Genomic DNA, 19,613 nt, shown 5'->3' with positions numbered 1-19,613 from the left:
CGGAATGTCGCACAGGGAGCACGCCCATGCCGACCTCGCCCCTCACCCCGCAGATCATCACCCCCCACGACCCCTTCCAGGAGCCCCGCCGTGAGGACTGCCCCTGGTGCGGCTCCCCCCGCCTGCGCACCCGGCTGCGCGCGCCCGACCCGCTGCGCCACCGGTCGGGCAGGTTCGTCCTCGACGCGTGCCGGGACTGCGGCCACGCCTTCCAGAACCCCCGGCTCAGCGCGGAGGGGCTCGCCTTCTTCCACCGCGACTTCTACGAAAGACGCCTGGAGGAGTTCGCCGCGCAGATCCTCCCCGCCCGCGCCGTGCGCCGCCGGCACCGCGCCACCGCCTGGCGGCTGTCCGCGCTGCGGGAACCGGAGAGCTGGCTGGACGTCGGCACCGGCCACGCCCGCTTCCCCGAGGCGGCGAAGGAGTTCTTCCCCTACACCAGCTTCGACGGGCTGGACCCGACGGCCCGGGTGGAGCAGGCGCTGCTGGAGGGCCGTGTGGAGGAGGCGCACCGCGGTTACCTCACGACCCCCGGCATGGCGGCCCGGCTGCGCGCCCGCTACGACGTCGTCACCCTGTTCCACCACCTTCAGCACGCGCCCGACCCGCGTGCCGAACTGCGCGCCGCGCTGACCGTGCTGCGGCGCGGCGGCCACCTGGTCGTCGAAGTCCCCGACCCGCGCTGCCTGTTCGCCCCGCTGCTGGGCAGGTGGTGGCTGCCGTACGGCCAGCCGCGCCATCTGCACCTGGTGCCGCTCGCCAACCTCCGCGCCGAACTGCGGTCCCTGGGCTGCACCATCCTGGTCACGGACCGCACGAGCCCGCACGTGCCGTACGACCTCTCGGCGGCCGTCGCCCTCGCCGTGGCCCAGGCCCACCCGGCCGCCCAACTCGCCGCGATCCCCGTCCAGACCCTGGCCTCGGCCCTGGACCACGGGTGCGCTCCGCTGCTGCGGCGCACGCGCTTCTCCAACGCGTACCGGGTGGTGGCGCGGAAGGACGGGGGGTGACCGTGGACGCGGCCCCGCGCCCCTGCGGACGCCGGGGCACCCCGTCAGCCCCGGAGCACCAGTGCCTGGCCCGCCACGACCAGCAGGACCTGTTCGCACTCGTTCGCGAACGCCGCGTTCAGGCGGCCCAGTTCGTCCCGGTAGCGGCGGCCGGAAGCCGTCGCGGGGACGATGCCGGAGCCGACCTCGTTGGAGACCGCCACCACGGTCCGCCGAGTGCCCCGCACCGCGGCCGTCAGCTCCCGCACCCGCTCCCGCAACGCCTTCTCACCCCCGCCCGCCCACTCCGCGTCGTCCCACGCCCCCACGGAATCCATCACGTCCGTCAGCCACAGCGACAGACAGTCGATCAGCACCGGCGGCCCGTCCTGCGCGAGCACCGGCACCAGGTCCGTCGTCTCCGCCGTACGCCACGACCCCGGCCGCCGCTCCCGGTGCACGGCCACCCGGGCCGCCCACTCGGTGTCCCCGCCCCGCGTGCCGCCCGTCGCCACGTACAGCACCTCCGGGAACGTCTCCAGCCGCCGCTCCGCCTCCACCGACTTGCCCGAGCGCGCCCCGCCCAGCACCAGCGTCCGCCGCGGCACGTCCGGCACCTCCTCGTACGCCCCCACCACCAGCGTCGTACCGTCCGGCACCGCCCGCGCCCCGGCCGCCGCGAGCCGGCGCCGCAACTCCGGGCCGGGCGGCACATCGTGGTCCAGGTGGACGGCGAGCACATCCGTGGTGGGGCCGACCGAGCCGACCGCGCGGAGCCGGGCGAGCGCGTCGGGACGCCCCACGACGTCCGCGAGGAGCATGTCGTACGACTCCGCCGTCGCCCCCTCCAGACCGGCGGGCGCCCCGCCCGGCGGCAGGTACAGCAGCCGCTGCCCGTCCGGCCCGGTCACCGCGTACCCGGTGCCGCCCGCGTCCATCGCCACCGCCCGCACCCGGTGCCCCGTCAGCAGCGCCAACTCCCGCCCGTCCGGTACCCGGCCGGGCTGCGGCAGCCCGGCCGGGACCTCCACCGCCGGTCCGTCGTGCGGGTGCGACAGCAGCACCTGCCGTACCCCGCCCAGTGACTGCCCGGCACGGGCCGCCGCGAACGCCGCGCCCGGCGTCAGGTCCAGCAGCAGCGTCCCGTCCACGAGCGCCGCGGTCGCGGCCCGCGCGTCCGGCCCGAGCGCGGTCGCGCACACGGCACAGGAACAGTCGGGGCGGGGCAGTCCCGCCGGGGCGCCGGTACCGAGCAGAGTTACTTCCACGGACCGATTTTCGCCTGCCCCCCGAGGTCTCGCGCGACCGGCCACCCGGATGATCCACCGCCTCTAACGGCCGACCCGGCGGAGCGCATACGCTGCGGGGGCAGGTGTTGGATCAAAGGAGGCCCAGATGACGGCATGGACGTGGCGGTTCGAGAAGGCCGACGGGACGGAGGTCCAGCCGGCGGTGCAGCCCGAGGAGTTCACCACGCAGGGGGATGCCGAGTCCTGGATCGGGGAGCACTGGAAGGCGCTGCTGGAGGGCGGGGCCGACCAGGTGCGGCTGTTCGAGGAGACGGCCGAGATCTACGGGCCGATGAGCCTGCACGCCGACGCGTGACCCGGCCGTGAACGGGGTGAGGAGGGGTCACCCTCCTCACTGCTCGCCCAGTGTCACCTCGACCGTCTTCTCGGTGCCGTCCCGCTGGTAGGTGACCGTGGTGCGCCGGCCCGGCTTGTCGCCCGCCAGCGCCTCGGCGAGTGAGGTGATGGTGGTGACGGGCCGGCCGCCCACCGCGGTGATGATGTCGCCGGCGCGCAGGCCCGCCCGGTCGGCCGCGCCGCCGGCGCGGACGGTGACCACCGCGACCCCGCTCGGCTGGTAGCGGTCGTTCACGACCGTCCGCGCGGTGATGTCGAGGGCCGCCCGCCCGGACTCGACGACCTTGCCCGTCCGGACGATCTGGTCGGCGATCGTCCGCACCATCGACGACGGGATCGCGAACCCGATGCCGGGCGCCGCGCTGTTCCCGAAGGTCGGGTCGGCCGCCGCGAGGGTCGGGATGCCGATCACCTGCCCCTGGAGGCCGGCCAGGGCGCCGCCGCTGTTGCCGGGATTGATCGCCGCCGAGGTCTGCACCATGTTCGCGATCGTCGCGCCCGTGCCGCCGCCCGAGTCACCCTCGCTGACGGTCCGTCCGGTCGCCGAGACGATGCCCTCGGTCACGCTGGACGACAGCCCGAGCGGCGACCCCATGGCCAGCACGATCTGGCCGACCTGCACCTTCTCGGAGTCCCCGAACACCGCCGGCTTCAGCCCGTCCGGCACCCTGTCCAGCCGGACCACGGCGAGATCCTGCTCGGGGTAGGAGTAGACCAGGCTCGCGGTGAGCGGTTCCTCGTTGTTGGCCGTGGTCACCTGGAAGGTCTTCTCCGACCCGACCACGTGCGCGTTGGTGACGATGTGCCCCTTGTCGTCGTACACCACCCCGGACCCCAGGTCCCGGCTCGCCTGGATCTGCACGACCGACGGCAGGACCTCCCGGATCACCTTCTGGTACTGGCTCTGCAAGTCGTTCGCGGCCATCGGCAGGGCCGCCCGGGTGGCCGCGGTGTCCCGCCCGGCCTGGGCGGCGGGGGCGGTGCAGCCGGCGGCGAGAGCCGCGCAGCACACCAGCGCGGCGGCCGGGACGGCTCTTCCAAGGGCACGCGCGCGGGTACGGGAAGCGTCCATGTCCCGAGTCTCACCGTGTGGTGATCACCCGTCCCGCGCTGTTCCCCCGAACGTGCTCAGCCCCGTACCCCGCACAGGTGCAGCAGTGCCGCCACCCCGCGGTAGGGGTCCGTGCGCCCGGCCCGCTCCTCGACCGCCAGCAGGGTCTCCAGGTCGTCCGGGAGCGCCGCGTCGTCCGCCGCCGTGTCCGTGAAGACCCGGACGCCGTACCAGGCGTGCAGCGGGGCGGCGATGCCGTCGAGCGTGGCGGTGAGGGCCGCCAGCCGGTCGGCCCGCACGTCCGGGCCGAGGCGGAGGGGGGTCCCCCCGTCCGAGTCCGTTCGAGGATGGGGGAGGTGGGAGGTGGCGTCGAAGGCGGCCAGGGCGCCGGACCAGTCCCCGGACAGGCCCGGACGCATGGCGAGCGCGTCGCCGTTGCGCACCAGGAGGGAGAGGAGACCGCCGGGCGCCAGCACCCGGGCCAGCCCCGCCACCAGCGGGTCCGGTTCCTCCACGTACATCAGCACGCCGTGGCACAGCACCACGTCGAAGCTGCCCGGCAGGAAGTGCACACCGGTGTCCCGCCCGTCGCCCTGCACCAGCCGCACCCGCTCCCGGATGCCCTCCGGCTCCCGGGCCACGGCGTCCCGCGCGGCGGCGATCATCGTCGCGTCCTGCTCGACCCCGGTCACATGGTGGCCGAGCCGGGCCAGCCGCAGCGCCTGCGTGCCCTGGCCCATCCCCACGTCGAGCACCCGCAGCCGCTGCCCGACCGGGAACCGCCCGGCTATCTGCTCGTCGAGCTGCCGGGCCACCAGCTCCTGGCACACGACATCCCGCAGGCCGCCCAGCCCGTCCAGCCAGGCATCGGCCGCGCCCCCGGTGAAAGCGTCAGCGCTCAGGGCCGCTCTCCGCGCTTGACCTGCGGCTTCGGCAGCCGGAGCCGGCGGATCTGCAAGGACCGCATCAGGGCGTAGGCGACCGCGCCACGCGTGTTCTCGTCCGGGAAGCGCTCCTGGAGCCGCTTCCTCAGCCGGAAGCCGCTGACCGCACCGTCCAGCACGATCAGCACGATCACGATCAGCCACAGCAGCAGCGCGATGCTCTGGATCGCGGGCACCCGCACCACGCTCAGCACCAGGATGACCACCGCGAGCGGCAGGAAGAACTCCGCCACGTTGAACCGCGAGTCCACCCAGTTCCGGGCGAACTTGCGGACCGGGCCCTTGTCCCGGGCCGGCAGGTAGCGCTCGTCGCCGCTGGCCAGCGCCTGGCGCTGCCGCTCCAGGGCCTGGCGCCGCTCCTCGCGCTGGCGCTTCGCGGCCTCCTTGCGGTTCGTCGGAGTACGGGCGACGCTGCGGCGCTGGGACTGGGCCTCACTGCGCTTGGGAGTGGGCCTGCCCTTCGGGGCCTGCGGGTCGCGGGGCTGCTTGGAGAGGGTCACCGGCGCCTTGTCGGCGGTCGGGGCCTTCTCTTCCTTGGCACGGCTACGGAACACAAAACCCAAGGGTAAGGGCTGCACCGGCATGGACCCCAGCCCGGTGGGGAACGATCCGGCAACACCGGACGTCTCTAGGGGGACAGAGGGGACACACAGAGGCTTCCGGCGGCATCGGGGTGGATCACCTACTCCCTGCGCCGGAGCGGAACGGTCCGCAGTCGTCCTCGGGGATGAGCGCATCACCCCGCGAACAGTGCGGTAATGGAAGCAGGGCCCGTACTGTGGGTCCTGTCGCAGGATCTGTGAGCTGGAGTCCGTCAGAAGGGGGCGCGCGAAGCCCATGAGCGGTGTCATGAAGCGTATGGGGATGATCTTCCGCGCGAAGGCGAACAAGGCCCTTGACCGGGCCGAGGACCCGCGCGAGACCCTCGATTACTCGTACCAGAAGCAGCTGGAGCTGCTCCAGAAGGTCCGCCGTGGCGTCGCCGACGTGGCCACGTCCCGCAAGCGCCTGGAACTCCAGCTCAACCAGTTGCAGCAGCAGTCCTCCAAGCTGGAGGACCAGGGCCGCAAGGCGCTCGCGCTCGGCCGCGAGGACCTGGCCCGCGAGGCGCTGTCCCGCCGCGCCGCCCTCCAGCAGCAGGTCACGGACCTCGAAACCCAGCACGCGACCCTCCAGGGCGAGGAGGAGAAGCTCACCCTGGCGGCCCAGCGCCTCCAGGCCAAGGTGGACGCCTTCCGTACGAAGAAGGAGACCATCAAGGCCACCTACACCGCCGCCCAGGCCCAGACCCGCATCGGCGAGGCCTTCTCCGGCATCTCCGAGGAGATGGGCGACGTCGGCCTCGCCATCCAGCGCGCCGAGGACAAGACCGCCCAGCTCCAGGCCCGGGCCGGCGCCATCGATGAACTGCTCGCCTCCGGCGCCCTCGACGACCAGTCCGGCATGCACAAGGACGACATCCAGGCCGAGCTGGACCGGCTCTCCGGTGGTACGGATGTAGAGCTGGAACTGCAGCGCATGAAGGCCGAGCTGGCCGGGGGCTCCCCGCAGCAGGCCATCGAGGGCGGCACCGGTCAGGGGCAGTCCCAGCAGCAGCCGCAGGACACCCCGCGCTTCGACAAGCAGTAGCCCGGCGCCGGGGCCCGAGCCGAGGAGGCCGACGTGATCGTACGGATCATGGGGGAGGGCCAGGTGACGCTGGACGACTCCCACGTCGTCGAGCTGAACAAGCTGGACGACGAACTGCTGGAAGAGGTGGAGAGCGGCGACGAGGAGGGCTTCCGCCGCACGCTCGGCGCCCTCCTCGACTCCGTCCGCCGGCTCGGCACCCCCCTCCCGGACGACGCGCTGGAACCCTCCGAGCTGATCCTCCCGGCGCCGGACGCGTCGCTGGACGAGGTCCGGGAGATGCTCAGCGACGACGGGCTGATCCCGGGCTGAGACCCCCCGGCCGGTCCACGCGGATCGCGGGGGAGGGGACGTCTGCCCGGCCCCGCCCCCGGCCGGCCCCCGCACCGGGCGCCCTGCCGTCGGCCGGTGCCGGGACCGTACTGTGCACACCGTGAGCACTCTCGAACGCGCCCGGTGCGGCCTTAGGGCGCACCCCCTGGCGGCGGACGCGGCGCTCGCCGCCGGCGTGCTGGCCTGCATGGCCGCCGGTTCCTTCGCCGCGCCCCAGGGCCACCACGGGCTGACCTGGAGTATCCGCACCCCGGCCGTCCTCAGCCTCGTCCTCATGCTGGCCGGCGCGGCAGCGCTCGTCTTCCGGCGCCGGGCGCCCAGGACGGTCCTCGCCGTCACCGGCACCGTCTCCCTGGTCGAGTGCGTCACCGGTGACCCCCGCGCCCCGGTCGCGATGTCCGCCGTCATCGCCCTGTTCACCGTCGCCGCGACCACCGACCGCTCCACCACCTGGCGCCTCGGCCTGCTCAGCATGACCGTGCTGACGGCCGCCGCCATGCTCGCCGGCCCGCTGCCCTGGTACGCCCAGGAGAACCTCGGCGTCCTCGCCTGGACGGGCATCGGCGCCACCGCCGGCGACGCCGTACGCAGCCGTCGCGCGGTCGTCCAGGCCATCCGGGACCGCGCCGAGCGCGCCGAACGCACCCGGGAGGAGGAGGCCCGCCGCCGGGTCGCCGAGGAGCGGCTGCGCATCGCCCGCGATCTGCACGACGTCGTCGCCCACCACATCGCCCTGGTGAACGTGCAGGCCGGGGTCGCCGCGCACGTCATGGACAAGCGGCCCGACCAGGCCAAGGAGGCGCTCGCGCACGTCCGTGAGGCCAGCCGCAGCGCGCTCGACGAGCTGCGCGCCACCGTCGGCCTGCTCCGCCAGAGCGGTGACCCCGAGGCCCCCACCGAACCCGCTCCGGGCCTGAGCCGCCTGGAGGAGCTGGCCGACACCTTCCGCAGCGCGGGCCTGCCGGTGTCCGTGGCCCGCGCCGACCAGGGCACCGAACTGCCCGCCGCCGTCGACCTGGCCGCCTACCGGATCGTCCAGGAGGCCCTGACCAATGTGCGCAAGCACGCGGGCCCCGAGGCCGGGGCCGAGGTGAGCGTCGTACGCGTCGGGCCGAACGTCGAGGTCACCGTCCTGGACGACGGACCGGGCAAGCCCGGCGGCCCCGAGGCCGGCCGCGCCTCCGAGGACGGCGGCGGGCACGGACTGCTCGGCATGCGCGAGCGGGTCACCGCCCTGGGCGGCACCCTGACCACCGGACCCCGCTACGGCGGCGGGTTCCGCGTCCATGCGATCCTGCCCGTCAAGACGACGACGGCCCAGGGGGAGCCCGTATGACCATCCGCGTCCTGCTCGCCGACGACCAGGCACTCCTGCGCAGCGCGTTCCGGGTGCTGGTCGACTCCGAGCCCGACATGGAGGTGGTCGGGGAGGCCTCGGACGGTGGGGAAGCGGTCCGGCTGGCGAAGGAGTACGTCCCCGACGTCGTCCTCATGGACATCCGGATGCCCGGCACCGACGGCCTGGCCGCCACCCGGCAGATCGGCGCCGACCCGTCCCTCGCGCAGGTCCGTGTGGTCATCCTGACCACCTTCGAGGTCGACGACTACGTCGTGCGGGCGCTGCGCGCCGGTGCCTCCGGCTTCCTCGGCAAGGGCAGCGAGCCGGACGAGCTGCTGAACGCCATCCGGGTCGCGGCCGGTGGCGAGGCCCTGCTGTCCCCCGCCGCCACCAAGGGCCTGATCGCCCGTTTCCTCGCCGGGGGCGACGACGGCGACGGCCCCGACCCCGCCCGCTCCGAGCGGCTCGGCACCCTCACCGGCCGGGAGCGGGAGGTCCTCGTCCTGGTCGCCGGCGGCCACTCCAACGACGAGATCGCCGAGCGGCTGGCGGTCAGCCCGCTGACGGTGAAGACGCACGTCAACCGGGCCATGGCCAAGCTGGGCGCGCGGGACCGGGCGCAGCTCGTCGTCATCGCGTACGAGTCGGGGCTGGTACGTCCGAGGACGGACTGATCTCCACCCACGTCTACTGCGCGCGGAGTAGGGGGCGGCGGAGGAACGGGACCTGGGGCCTACGGAAGGGCCCTCCGGGATGGCTCAGGGTGGTGGAGACTCCTGCCGCTCACGGATGAGAGACCCTGACCCATGTCCTGGCTGTCCAGATTCAGCCTCGCCCAGCGCGCCCTCGTCGGGCTCGTGTCCCTCATCGCGCTCGCCTTCGGGCTGATCGCGATACCCCAGATCAAACAGCAGCTGCTGCCCACCATCGAACTGCCCATGGTGTCGGTGATCGCGCCGTACCAGGGCGCCTCGCCCGACGTGGTCGAGAAGCAGGTCGTCGAACCCATCGAGGACAACCTGCAAGGCGTCGACGGCGTCACCGGTGTCACCTCCACCGCCAGTGAGGGCAACGCCGTGATCATGGCGTCCTTCGACTACGGCAACGACACCAAGCGGATCGTCTCCGACGTCCAGCAGGCGGTGAACCGGGCCCGCAACCAGCTCCCGGACGACGTCGACCCGCAGGTCGTCTCCGGCTCCACGGACGACATGCCGACCGTGGTCCTCGCCGTCACCTCCGACAAGGACCAGCAGGCACTCGCCGACCAGCTCGACACGACGGTCGTGCCGGCCCTGAAGGACATCGACGGCGTCGGCCGCGTCCAGGTCACCGGCGTGCGCGACCTCCAGGTCACCGTCACCCCCGACGACGCGAAGCTGGCGCGGGCCGGCCTCACCCCGGCCGCGCTCGGCCAGGCCCTCCAGGCGGGCGGCGCGACCGTACCGGCCGGCTCCTTCGACGAGGACGGCGCCAACCGCACCGTCCAGGTCGGCGGCGGCTTCACCTCGCTGAAGCAGATCGAGGACCTGATGGTCACCGGCGAGGGCGTGAAGCGGCCGGTGCGCCTCGGCGCCGTGGCCACCGTCGAGGAGCGGCCCGCCCCGGCCGACTCCCTCACCCGCACCGACGGCCGGCCCAGCCTCGCCGTCAACGTCACGATGGACCACGACGGCAGCGCGGTCTCCATCTCGAACGCGGTCCAGGACAAGCTGCCCGGCCTGCGCGAGGACCTCGGCGCGGACGCGCGGCTCACGGTCGTCAGCGACCAGGGCCCGGCCGTGTCCAAGTCCATCAAGGGCCTGACCACGGAGGGCGCGCTCGGCCTGGTCTTCGCGGTCCTGGTGATCCTGGTCTTCCTCGCGTCGGTCCGCTCGACGCTGGTGACGGCGGTCTCCATCCCGCTGTCGGTGGTGCTGGCCCTGATCGTGCTGTGGACGCGCGGCCTGTCCCTGAACATGCTCACGCTCGGCGCGCTGACCATCGCCATCGGCCGGGTCGTCGACGACTCGATCGTGGTCCTGGAGAACATCAAGCGGCACCTCGGCTACGGCGAGGAGCGCAAGGAGGCGATCCTCACGGCGGTGCGCGAGGTAGCCGGCGCGGTCACCTCCTCCACCCTCACCACGGTCGCCGTGTTCCTGCCGATCGGCCTGGTCGGCGGCATGGTGGGCGCCCTGTTCGGCTCGTTCAGCCTCACGGTGACGGCGGCCCTGCTGGCCTCCCTGCTCGTGTCGCTGACGGTCGTGCCGGTCCTGTCGTACTGGTTCCTGCGCGCCCCGAAGGGCACCCCCGAGGACGCGGCGCAGGCCCGCCGCGAGGCCGAGGAGAAGGAGGCCGGCAGCCGCCTCCAGCGGGCGTACGTGCCCGTCCTGCGGTTCGCGACGCGCCGCCGGCTCACCAGCGTGCTCATCGCGCTCGTCGTCCTGGTCGTCACGTTCGGCATGTCCGGCCTGCTGAAGACGAACTTCTTCGACCAGGGCGACCAGGAAGTCCTCACCGTCAAGCAGGAGCTGAAGCCCGGCACCAGCCTCGCCGCCACGAACGCGCAGGCCGAGCGGGTGGAGAAGCTGCTCGCCGCCACCGAGGGCGTGAAGGACTACCAGGTCACCGTCGGCTCGTCCGGCTTCATGGCGGCCTTCGGCGGCGGCACCGACACCAACCAGGCGTCGTACCAGGTGATGCTGAAGGACTCCGCGTCCTACGACGACGTGCAGAAGCAGCTTGAGGACGGCCTGAAGAAGCTCAAGGGCATCGGTACGACCACCGTGTCGGCCGGCGACGGCTTCGGCTCCCAGGACCTCAGCGTGGTCGTCAAGGCGTCCGACGCCGAGGCGCTGCGGACGGCGGCGGAGCAGGTCCGCTCCACGGTCGCCGGCCTCGACCACGTCACGGACGTCGCCAGCGACCTCGCGCAGAGCGTGCCGCGGATCTCGGTCAGGGCGAAGGCCGGGGCGGCGGCGGCCGGGTTCGACGACCAGAAGCTGGGCGCCGCGGTGGCGCAGGCCGTGCGCGGTACGACGGTGGCCCAGGCGGTCCTCGACGACACCGAGCGGGACGTCGTCGTGAGGTCGGCGAAGCCCGCGACCACGCTCGCCCAGCTCAAGGCGCTGCGCCTCGGTCCGGTGGAGCTCGGTGACATCGCCACGGTGAAGCTGGTGGACGGGCCGGTGTCCATGACCCGCATCGACGGGCAGCGCGCCGCCACGATCACGGCCAGGCCGACGGGTGACAACACGGGTGCGATCAGCACCAAGCTCCAGTCGAAGATCAAGGACCTGAAGCTGCCGGCGGGTGCCACGGCCGAGATCGGCGGGGTCTCCTCCGACCAGGACGACGCGTTCAAGAACCTGGGACTGGCCATGCTGGCCGCCATCGCGATCGTCTTCATGGTCCTGGTCGCGACGTTCCGCTCGCTCGCCCAGCCGCTGATCCTGCTGGTCTCCATCCCGTTCGCGGCGACGGGCGCGATCGGTCTGCTGCTCGCCACCGGCACCCCGATGGGCGTGCCCGCGATGATCGGCATGCTGATGCTCATCGGCATCGTGGTGACCAACGCGATCGTGCTGATCGACCTGATCAACCAGTACCGGGCGCAGGGTCACGGCGTGGTGGAAGCCGTGATCGAGGGCGGCCGGCACCGGCTCCGCCCCATCCTCATGACGGCGCTGGCGACGATCTTCGCCCTGCTCCCCATGGCGCTGGGCGTCACCGGCGAGGGCGGCTTCATCGCCCAGCCCCTCGCCGTGGTCGTCATCGGCGGCCTGATCACGTCGACCCTGCTGACGCTCCTGCTGGTCCCGACGCTCTACGCGATGCTGGAGCTCCGCAAGGAGCGCCGGGCCGGGAAGCGGGCGGCGAAGAAGCAGCCGGTACCGGAGAACGCGCCGGAGCCGGCCGGAGTGTGACGGCATGACGAAGGGCCGGGTCTCGGCGGAGACCCGGCCCTTCCTGTCGTGCTGGGGAAGCGCGAGTCCTACTGGGGAAGCGCGAGCATCCGCTCCAGCGCCAGCTTGGCGAACGCCTCCGTCTCCTTGTCGACCTCGATGCGGTTGACCAGGTTGCCGTCGGCCAGGGACTCCAGCGCCCAGACCAGGTGGGGGAGGTCGATGCGGTTCATCGTCGAGCAGAAGCAGACCGTCTTGTCGAGGAAGACGATCTCCTTGCCCTCCGGGGCGAAACGGTTCGCCAGCCGGCGCACCAGGTTCAGTTCCGTACCGATCGCCCACTTGGAACCGGCCGGGGCCGCCTCCAGGGCCTTGATGATGTACTCGGTCGAGCCGACGTAGTCCGCCGCCGCCACGACCTCGTGCTTGCACTCGGGGTGGACCAGCACGTTCACGTCGGGGATGCGCGCGCGCACGTCGTTGACCGAGTCCAGGCTGAAGCGGCCGTGGACCGAGCAGTGCCCCCGCCACAGGATCATCTTCGCGGCCCGCAGCTCCTCGGCCGTCAGCCCGCCGTTCGGCTTGTGCGGGTTGTAGACCACGCAGTCGTCCAGGGACATCCCCATGTCGCGGACGGCGGTGTTGCGGCCCAGGTGCTGGTCCGGCAGGAAGAGGACCTTTGTCGCCGAGGGCTCCCCCTGCCCGAAGGCCCAGTCCAGGGCGCGCTTGGCGTTGGAGGAGGTGCAGATCGTGCCGCCGTGCTTGCCGGTGAACGCCTTGATGTCGGCGGAGGAGTTCATGTACGACACCGGGACCACCTGCTCGGCGATGCCCGCCTCGGTCAGCACGTCCCAGCACTCCGCGACCTGCTCGGCCGTCGCCATGTCGGCCATGGAGCAGCCGGCGGCGAGGTCGGGCAGCACGACCTTCTGGTCGTCGGAGGTCAGGATGTCCGCCGACTCGGCCATGAAGTGCACACCGCAGAAGACGATGTACTCGGCCTCCGGGCGCGCGGCAGCGTCCCGGGCCAGCTTGAAGGAGTCGCCCGTGACGTCCGCGAACTGGATGACCTCGTCGCGCTGGTAGTGGTGGCCGAGGACGAAGACCTTGTCGCCGAGCCGGGCCTTGGCGGCGCGGGCGCGCTCGACCAGGTCGGGGTCCGAGGGCGACGGGAGGTCTCCGGGACACTCGACGCCCCGCTCGCTCTTCGGGTCGGCCTCGCGGCCGAGCAGCAGCAGGGCGAGCGGAGTCGGCTGCACGTCGAGCTCCGGGGTCTGGGCGGTGGTCACGACACGCACCCTTTCTACTTTTCGTCTAACTGACGCTATCTATCATAACCGGTTCACGTCACTTTGACGATGGCCATAGCGTCCATGTGACGTGAATCCCGCTCCGGTCCCTCCGCGGGCCGCTGTCGGCGCCCGGGACCATGTGCGAGCATGAAGCCGGAAGCAGAAACGCGACAACGCGAATGCCCGGCCCGGAATGAATCCGCGGAAGCGCCGGTTGCACTCGTCGGCAAGCAGTCTCCGTACAACCCGGGAGAGATGTAGATGTCCGTATCGGACGAGACCACCACCGTCACCGACGGCATCATCCTGACCGACGCCGCCGCGGCCAAGGTCAAGGCCCTGCTCGACCAGGAAGGCCGCGACGACCTCGCGCTGCGCGTCGCCGTCCAGCCCGGCGGCTGCTCCGGCCTGCGCTACCAGCTCTTCTTCGACGAGCGCTCGCTCGACGGCGACGTCGTGAAGGACTTCGGCGGGGTCAAGGTCGTCACGGACCGGATGAGCGCCCCGTACCTCGGCGGTGCCACCGTCGACTTCGTCGACACGATCGAGAAGCAGGGCTTCACGATCGACAACCCGAACGCGACCGGCTCCTGCGCCTGCGGCGACTCCTTCAGCTGAGCCGACGGCCGGCAGAGCCGCACGGTCTGACGGCCGGGAAAGGCGGCGGTCCCCCTCCGGGGGCCGCCGCCTTCACCTTTCCCGCCCGGTCAGCGCGGCTGCGCCGACGCGTCCGGCCGCAGCGAGCCCGGCTTCGCCCTCGGGACCGCCTTGCCGTCCGTGCCGACCACCGTCCGCCCGTCCAGCGGCGCGTCCAGGGTCACCGTCTTCACGTACTCCTTGGCGATCAGGACGCACACCCGGCCCGGCCAGGGCCGCTCGGTGACCGTCACCGTCACCCGGCCGCCGCTCTCCCGCGCCGACGTCCGGTAGTCGGCGCACACCCCGCCGTAGAAGCTCAGGTTCAGCGTCCGCCCGTCGGCCGTATAGGCGTTCACCTGCACGCTCCGGCTCTCCCCGGGCGCCTGGGAGGGCTCCGGCGCCGGGGACGCGGACGCGGACGCCGAGGTCAGGTACGCCGTGTCGACCGCCGGATACGTCACCGTGAACGCGCCGCCCGCCGTGGACCCCCGCACCTGGAACAGCCAGGACGGCACCAGCGTCTGCCGCCCGCCGACGGAGTGCGCGGCCAGCCCGAACACCGCCTTCTCGACCGTCACCGTGTCCCCGGCCGCCTTCGGCGCCCCCGTGGACGCGCCGCACGGCTGCTCCAGCCGGTCCTTCAGCGGCTCCGGGCTCGCGCACCCCCCGATCCCCATCCGGTGGCCGTCCCCCGCCGCCCCGTTCAGCAGCTCCAGCGTCTTCGCCGCGCCCACCACGGGGTACGTGTCCCCCTTCACCGGTGTCGCCAGCAGCCCGTGCCCGCCGACCAGTTCGCCGTTCCGGTCGACGGTCAGGCCGGTCGTCCAGCCGTACGTGGGCAGCCCGCCGACCACCGGCTCCGCGTCGACCACCCGCCGGGCACCCATGACCCGGCTCGCGTCGGTCCTCGCGCCGCCCAGCCCCGCCGCCCTCAGCACCGGTGCCGCCGTCCTCTCCGCCTCGGCCGCGCTCACCGGGTCGCCGGCCGGAGCGCCCGGGTCCTGCGCGCAGACGGTCACCTTCCGGCAGTTGTCGGTCCCGGGCGCGTACCGGTCGAAGCTCCAGCCGCCCGGCGCGTCCCGGTCCACCGTCAGCCTCGGCCCGGAGCCGTCCTGCCCGCCGACCCGCCAGATCCGCCCCTCGGCCACCGGCGCCCCGTCGACCCCGAGCGCCTTCGCCAGCCGGACCACCCGCTCCCGGCCGACCTCGGCCCCCGGCTCGTACACCGGCGCCGAGCCGGGCCCGTCGGGCAGCTCGCCCCGCGCCACGTACCGGGCGCCGTACGGGTCCGGTTCACCGGGTGCGATTCCGCCGGTGCCGGAGTGCGCCCAGCCGTCCAGGGTGAGCGGCGGGGGAGTGCCGTGGGCTCCGCCGGGGGCGGCCGGACCACCCGTACGGCCGTCCGGGCCGTTGCCCGCGGCGAGGTAGGCGCCACCGCCGCCGACCAGCAGGACGGCCGCGGTGGCGACGGCGACGATGACGGCGGTGGGGCGCCGGCCACCCGTCCGCCCCGGTTCCGCCGTCGTCGACTGCGGGGCCGCGGGGGACCGGTCGCGCCCCTCGGGGGCGCCGGAGTTCTCAGACCGCTCGGTGTTCACCGCATCGCTCCTCGCTGCGTCGTGTCCCGCGTCCCCTGCGCGGGGGACGGCGATGGGACGCGGGAGGGGAGCGCGCGGTTCCCGCTGCTCGCGCCCCGCGGTCAGTCGCCGTAGTCCGACATCGCGTCCAGCAGCCGCGCGGACCGCGCGGGCACGCGCACCCCGTGGATGAGGGACGGCGGCACCGGCCGGGACTCGGAGTGCTGCGGGACCGCCCAGTGCGGCGCCATCCGGGCGCAGTCGCCACGCAGCGCGGCGAGGTCGCCGTCGGGGTCGGCCGGGGCGGTAGGGGTGACCTTGAGGTTCGTCATGCCCGCACCGTAGGCACGGCCCGGCCTGCGGCAAAAGGGCTACTATCGGGTAGTTTCGTCTGCTTCAGTGGCGGCTCCGGACCGGGTAGCGTGAACTGTCAACGCAGCCTCCCGCAGGAGAACACCGTCGTGCGTATCGCAGTCACCGGCTCCATCGCCACCGACCATCTCATGACCTTCCCCGGCCGCTTCGCCGACCAGTTCGTCGCGGACCAGCTGCACACTGTTTCGCTCTCCTTCCTGGTCGACAACCTCGACGTACGCCGCGGCGGCGTCGGCGCCAACATCGCCTTCGGCATGGGCCAGCTCGGCACCGGGCCCCTCCTGGTCGGCGCCGCCGGCTTCGACTTCGAGGAGTACCGGGACTGGCTCGACCGGCACGGCGTCGACACCGAATCGGTCCGCATCTCCGAGACCCTGCACACCGCCCGCTTCGTGTGCACCACCGACTCCGACCACAACCAGATCGGCTCCTTCTACACCGGCGCGATGAGCGAGGCCCGGCTGATCGAGCTGAAGACGGTCGCCGACCGCGTCGGCGGTCTCGACCTGGTCCTCATCGGCGCCGACGACCCCGAGGCGATGCTCCGCCACACCGAGGAGTGCCGGTCCCGGAACATCCCGTTCGCCGCCGACTTCTCCCAGCAGATCGCCCGGATGGAGGGCGAGGAGATCCGGATCCTGCTGGACGGGGCGACCTACCTCTTCTCCAACGAGTACGAGAAGGGGCTCATCGAGTCCAAGACCGGCTGGAGCGAGGCGGAGATCCTGGGCAAGGTCGGCCACCGGGTCACCACGCTCGGTTCCCGGGGCGTGCGCATCGAGCGGGCCGGCGAGGACCCGATCGTCGTCGGCTGCCCGGAGGAGGAGCGCAAGGCCGACCCCACGGGTGTCGGCGACGCCTTCCGCGCGGGGTTCCTGTCGGGACTGGCCTGGGGCGTCTCCCTGGAGCGCGCCGCCCAGGTGGGGTGCATGCTGGCCACGCTGGTCATCGAGACCGTGGGGACGCAGGAGTACCAGCTGCGCCGGGGGCACTTCATGGAGCGGTTCGTGAAGGCGTACGGCGACGAGGCCGGCCAGGAAGTGCGGGCCCACCTCAGCTGACACGGCCCCGGGACCCTTCGGGACCGGTCAGCTCACCCGGCGTACCAGGTACGCCGTTCCCGTGGCCGCCGGCTCCTCCCCGACGTACTGCTGCCCCCGCATCTCGCACCACGCCGGGATGTCCAGGCGGGCCGCCTCGTCGTCGGAGAGGACCCGGACGGTCCCGCCCACCGGCACCCGGCCGAACACCTTCGCCAGTTCGATGACCGGGACCGGGCAGCGCTTGCCGAGGGAGTCGACGAGCAGTTCCTCCGCACCGCCCTCGGTGACCGGGGCGGGCGCCCCCAGCTTCTCCCGGACGCCCGCCACCGTCTCCGGCAGCACCTCCAGGAACCGCTCCACGTCCGCCTCCGCCGTGCCGGGCGGCAGGGACACCCGTACGTTCCCCTCGCTCAGCACCCCCATCGCCTTCAGTACATGGCTGGGAGTCAGCGTGCTGCTCGTGCAGGAGGAGCCGGAGGACACCGAGAAGCCGGCCCGGTCCAGCTCGTGCAGCAGCGCCTCGCCGTCGACGTAGAGGCAGGAGAACGTGACGATCCCGGGCAGCCGGCGCACGGCGTCGCCGACCACCTCCACGTCCGCCACCAGCTCCGGCACCCGCGCCCGGATCCGCTCCGTCAGCCCCCGCAGCCGTACCGCCTCCTGGGCCGCCTCGGCCCGGACCGCGCGCAGCGAGGCCACGGCCGCCACGATCGCCGGGATGTTCTCGAACCCGGGCGCCCGCCCCGACTCCCGCTCGTCCACCGGCCCTTGGGCGGCGAACCGCACGCCCTTGCGTACGACGAGCAGTCCGACCCCCGACGGCCCGCCCCACTTGTGCGCGCTGGCCGCGAGCAGCGACCAGTCGCCCTCGACCGGCCCCCAGCCCAGCGACTGCGCCGCGTCCACCAGCAAGGGCACCCCGGCCGCCCGGCACACCTGCGCCACCTCGGCCACCGGCTGCACGGTCCCCACCTCGTGGTTGGCCGACTGGAGGCACGCCAGCGCGGTGTCCGCCCGGAGCGCGGACGCGTACCCCGCCGGGTCGACGGCTCCCGCCCGGTCGACGGCCACCCGGGTGACGGCCCCGCCGTCCGCCTCGAACACCTCCGCCGAATGGAGGACGGAGGAGTGTTCGACGGACGACACGATCAGGTGGCGTCCCACCCGCCGCCGCCCGGCCAAGGCCCCCGCGACCCCCGTGTGCAGGGCCCGGGTGCCGGACGACGTGAACACCACCTCGTCCGCACGGCAGCCGACGGCCTCGGCAGCCGCCTCCCGCGAGGCGTCCAGCAGCATCCGGGCCTTGCGTCCCTCCCGGTAGAGCCGGGCGGGATCGGCCCATCCCTCATCCAAAGAGGCCAACAGGGCCTGACGGGCAACGGGATGGAGAGGAACGGCGGAGGAAGCGTCGAAGTAGGCCATACGGCAACGTTAAGACCCTGGTGGAGGCGGCCGGCCCGGGGCGCGAGGCCGTGACATCAGGGGCTCCGCCGCGGGGCGCGACCAGCCACAACGCACCCGCAGCCGCCAATCAAGCGAACCACCCGGGTTAGTAGGCACCCCTCCCCGCGAACCCTCGGAGAGGGTGGGCTAGGGTTTGGTCCGCATAAACATCCAAACCCCTGCCCGACGCAGGGCGGCGACCGACCAGCGAGAAGGCCGCAGCCGACCGCGCGGGCGAGACTCTCGGGAAGGCGCTACGTGAGTCCCAACGGCTCCGACCGCTCGCCGCGGCGCCCGATGCGGCGGAAGCTGCTGCAGGCACTGACCGCGGGCCTGGTCCTGGCGACCGCAACCGGTTGCACATACAAGGACTTCCCCCGCCTTGGCATGCCCACCCCGACCACGGAAGAGGCTCCGCGGATCCTCTCCCTGTGGCAGGGCTCCTGGGCTGCCGCGCTCGCCGTCGGCGTGCTGGTGTGGGGCCTGATCCTGTGGAGCGCCATGTTCCACCGGCGCAGCCGCACCAAGGTCGAGGTTCCTCCGCAGACTCGGTACAACATGCCGATCGAGGCCCTGTACACGGTGGTCCCGATCATCATCATCTCGGTGCTCTTCTACTTCACGGCCCGGGACGAGTCGAAGCTCCTGGACACCTCGAAGAAGCCCGACGTCACGGTCAACGTGGTCGGCTTCCAGTGGAGCTGGGGCTTCAACTACATCGAGAACGTCCCTGGTTCCTCCGGCGACGCCAAGACCGACAAGAACCTGGACGCCATTCCGGACCCGCTGCGGAACCAGTTCCCGGCCAACGCCGGCGGTGTCTACGACGTCGGCACGCCCGGCACGCGGAACCCGCAGACGAACAACCCCGGCCCGACGCTGTGGCTGCCCAAGGGCAAGACGGTCCGCTTCGTCCTGACCTCGCGTGATGTCATCCACTCCTTCTGGGTGGTGCCGTTCCTGATGAAGCAGGACGTCATCCCCGGTCACACCAACGCCTTCCAGGTGACCCCGAACAAGGAGGGCACCTTCCTCGGCAAGTGCGCCGAGCTCTGCGGCGTGGACCACTCCCGGATGCTGTTCAACGTGAAGGTCGTCTCCCCGGAGCGCTACGCGCAGCACCTCAAGGAGCTCGCGCAGAAGGGGCAGACCGGTTACATTCCGGCCGGCATCGCGCAGACGAGCCACGAGAAGAACCAGAGGACGAACAACCTGTGAGCATCCTCAACGAACCCCAGGGTGCCGCGGCAGCTGAAGGCTCGCACGCCGACGAGCTGCCGGTCCGGCGCAAGCAGCCCGGCAATGTCGTGGTGAAGTGGCTGACGACCACCGACCACAAGACGATCGGCACGCTGTATCTGGCGACGTCGTTCGCGTTCTTCCTGATCGGCGGCGTGATGGCGCTGATCATGCGCGCCGAGCTGGC

18 protein-coding genes and 1 pseudogene are annotated in these 19,613 nt (G+C 72.6%); 11 read left to right on the top strand and 8 right to left on the bottom strand.

The window, feature by feature from the left end; translation table 11 throughout:
* The first annotated feature begins 26 nt into the window (after nucleotides 1-26).
* A complete protein-coding gene (locus tag IE273_RS36065) occupies nucleotides 27-1,010 on the top strand; it encodes a class I SAM-dependent methyltransferase (protein WP_189819344.1) in 984 nt (327 codons plus the stop codon).
* 44 nt (nucleotides 1,011-1,054) lie between these two features.
* On the opposite strand, the gene IE273_RS36060 is transcribed toward IE273_RS36065, so the two are convergent.
* Nucleotides 1,055-2,257 carry a bifunctional adenosylcobinamide kinase/adenosylcobinamide-phosphate guanylyltransferase gene (locus IE273_RS36060; RefSeq protein ID WP_189819343.1) on the bottom strand — a complete coding sequence of 401 codons (1,203 nt, stop codon included), beginning with the start codon at nucleotides 2,255-2,257 and terminating at the stop codon, nucleotides 1,055-1,057.
* 127 nt (nucleotides 2,258-2,384) lie between these two features.
* Here IE273_RS36060 and IE273_RS36055 point away from each other — a divergent pair, with 127 nt between their 5' ends.
* Nucleotides 2,385-2,594: a hypothetical protein gene (locus IE273_RS36055; RefSeq protein WP_030658323.1), complete on the top strand. Its 210-nt coding sequence runs from the start codon at nucleotides 2,385-2,387 to the stop codon at nucleotides 2,592-2,594.
* A 36-nt stretch (nucleotides 2,595-2,630) separates the two neighbouring features.
* Here the strand turns inward: IE273_RS36055 and IE273_RS36050 are convergent, their stop codons facing one another.
* The 3 genes from IE273_RS36050 to IE273_RS36040 all read right to left on the bottom strand — a co-directional run bounded on the left by IE273_RS36050 (nucleotide 2,631) and on the right by IE273_RS36040 (nucleotide 5,214).
* A complete protein-coding gene (locus IE273_RS36050; RefSeq protein WP_189819342.1) occupies nucleotides 2,631-3,707 on the bottom strand; it encodes a S1C family serine protease in 1,077 nt (358 codons plus the stop codon).
* 56 nt (nucleotides 3,708-3,763) lie between these two features.
* Nucleotides 3,764-4,501 (bottom strand): class I SAM-dependent methyltransferase, encoded by a 738-nt coding sequence (locus IE273_RS36045; protein ID WP_189819341.1) that lies wholly within the window; start codon nucleotides 4,499-4,501, stop codon nucleotides 3,764-3,766.
* Between the two features lie 83 nt (nucleotides 4,502-4,584).
* Nucleotides 4,585-5,214: a DUF3043 domain-containing protein gene (locus IE273_RS36040; RefSeq protein WP_189819340.1), complete on the bottom strand. Its 630-nt coding sequence runs from the start codon at nucleotides 5,212-5,214 to the stop codon at nucleotides 4,585-4,587.
* Nucleotides 5,215-5,479: 265 nt separating this feature from the next.
* Here IE273_RS36040 and IE273_RS36035 point away from each other — a divergent pair, with 265 nt between their 5' ends.
* The 5 genes from IE273_RS36035 to IE273_RS36015 all read left to right on the top strand — a co-directional run bounded on the left by IE273_RS36035 (nucleotide 5,480) and on the right by IE273_RS36015 (nucleotide 11,839).
* Nucleotides 5,480-6,259, top strand: coding sequence for a PspA/IM30 family protein (locus IE273_RS36035; protein WP_078611732.1), 780 nt, complete (start codon nucleotides 5,480-5,482; stop codon nucleotides 6,257-6,259).
* 33 nt (nucleotides 6,260-6,292) lie between these two features.
* Nucleotides 6,293-6,571 (top strand): PspA-associated protein PspAA, encoded by a 279-nt coding sequence (pspAA, locus tag IE273_RS36030; RefSeq protein WP_189819339.1) that lies wholly within the window; start codon nucleotides 6,293-6,295, stop codon nucleotides 6,569-6,571.
* A gap of 121 nt (nucleotides 6,572-6,692) precedes the next feature.
* The gene (locus IE273_RS36025) at nucleotides 6,693-7,928 is read left to right on the top strand and encodes a sensor histidine kinase (protein WP_189819338.1); all 1,236 of its coding nucleotides are present in this window, start codon (nucleotides 6,693-6,695) and stop codon (nucleotides 7,926-7,928) included.
* The gene (locus IE273_RS36020) at nucleotides 7,925-8,605 is read left to right on the top strand and encodes a response regulator (RefSeq protein ID WP_189819337.1); all 681 of its coding nucleotides are present in this window, start codon (nucleotides 7,925-7,927) and stop codon (nucleotides 8,603-8,605) included. Before IE273_RS36025 ends, IE273_RS36020 begins: the two co-directional genes overlap by 4 nt.
* 132 nt (nucleotides 8,606-8,737) lie before the next feature.
* Nucleotides 8,738-11,839, top strand: coding sequence for an efflux RND transporter permease subunit (locus tag IE273_RS36015; RefSeq protein WP_189819336.1), 3,102 nt, complete (start codon nucleotides 8,738-8,740; stop codon nucleotides 11,837-11,839).
* A gap of 68 nt (nucleotides 11,840-11,907) precedes the next feature.
* On the opposite strand, the gene nadA is transcribed toward IE273_RS36015, so the two are convergent.
* Entirely contained in the window at nucleotides 11,908-13,107 is a 1,200-nt protein-coding gene (gene nadA, locus IE273_RS36010) for a quinolinate synthase NadA (protein ID WP_189819335.1), read from the bottom strand.
* 264 nt (nucleotides 13,108-13,371) lie between these two features.
* Between nadA and IE273_RS36005 the strand changes: the two genes are divergently transcribed.
* Entirely contained in the window at nucleotides 13,372-13,728 is a 357-nt protein-coding gene (locus tag IE273_RS36005; RefSeq protein WP_030340884.1) for an iron-sulfur cluster assembly accessory protein, read from the top strand.
* Nucleotides 13,729-13,817: 89 nt separating this feature from the next.
* Here the strand turns inward: IE273_RS36005 and IE273_RS36000 are convergent, their stop codons facing one another.
* A complete protein-coding gene (locus tag IE273_RS36000; RefSeq protein ID WP_189819334.1) occupies nucleotides 13,818-15,347 on the bottom strand; it encodes a hypothetical protein in 1,530 nt (509 codons plus the stop codon).
* Between the two features lie 101 nt (nucleotides 15,348-15,448).
* A complete protein-coding gene (locus IE273_RS35995) occupies nucleotides 15,449-15,658 on the bottom strand; it encodes a hypothetical protein (protein ID WP_189819333.1) in 210 nt (69 codons plus the stop codon).
* 129 nt (nucleotides 15,659-15,787) lie between these two features.
* Between IE273_RS35995 and IE273_RS35990 the strand changes: the two genes are divergently transcribed.
* Entirely contained in the window at nucleotides 15,788-16,762 is a 975-nt protein-coding gene (locus IE273_RS35990; RefSeq protein ID WP_189819332.1) for a carbohydrate kinase family protein, read from the top strand.
* A 27-nt stretch (nucleotides 16,763-16,789) separates the two neighbouring features.
* Here IE273_RS35990 and IE273_RS35985 read toward each other — a convergent pair whose 3' ends face one another.
* Nucleotides 16,790-18,166 carry a cysteine desulfurase/sulfurtransferase TusA family protein gene (locus tag IE273_RS35985; protein WP_189819331.1) on the bottom strand — a complete coding sequence of 459 codons (1,377 nt, stop codon included), beginning with the start codon at nucleotides 18,164-18,166 and terminating at the stop codon, nucleotides 16,790-16,792.
* Between the two features lie 279 nt (nucleotides 18,167-18,445).
* Here IE273_RS35985 and ctaC point away from each other — a divergent pair, with 279 nt between their 5' ends.
* Together ctaC and IE273_RS35975 are read left to right on the top strand one after the other, a co-directional pair.
* A complete protein-coding gene (gene ctaC / locus IE273_RS35980; protein WP_189819330.1) occupies nucleotides 18,446-19,405 on the top strand; it encodes an aa3-type cytochrome oxidase subunit II in 960 nt (319 codons plus the stop codon).
* Nucleotides 19,402-19,613 (top strand): annotated as a pseudogene (locus IE273_RS35975) (aa3-type cytochrome oxidase subunit I); the annotation flags it as partial. The gene ctaC and the pseudogene IE273_RS35975, both read left to right, overlap by 4 nt.

The organism is Streptomyces olivaceoviridis, from assembly GCF_014650115.1.
GTDB classification, from domain to species: Bacteria; Actinomycetota; Actinomycetes; order Streptomycetales; family Streptomycetaceae; genus Streptomyces; species Streptomyces olivaceoviridis.
The sequence above is the reverse complement of the archived record's forward strand: the minus strand, read 5'-3'. Positions and strand labels throughout refer to the sequence as shown.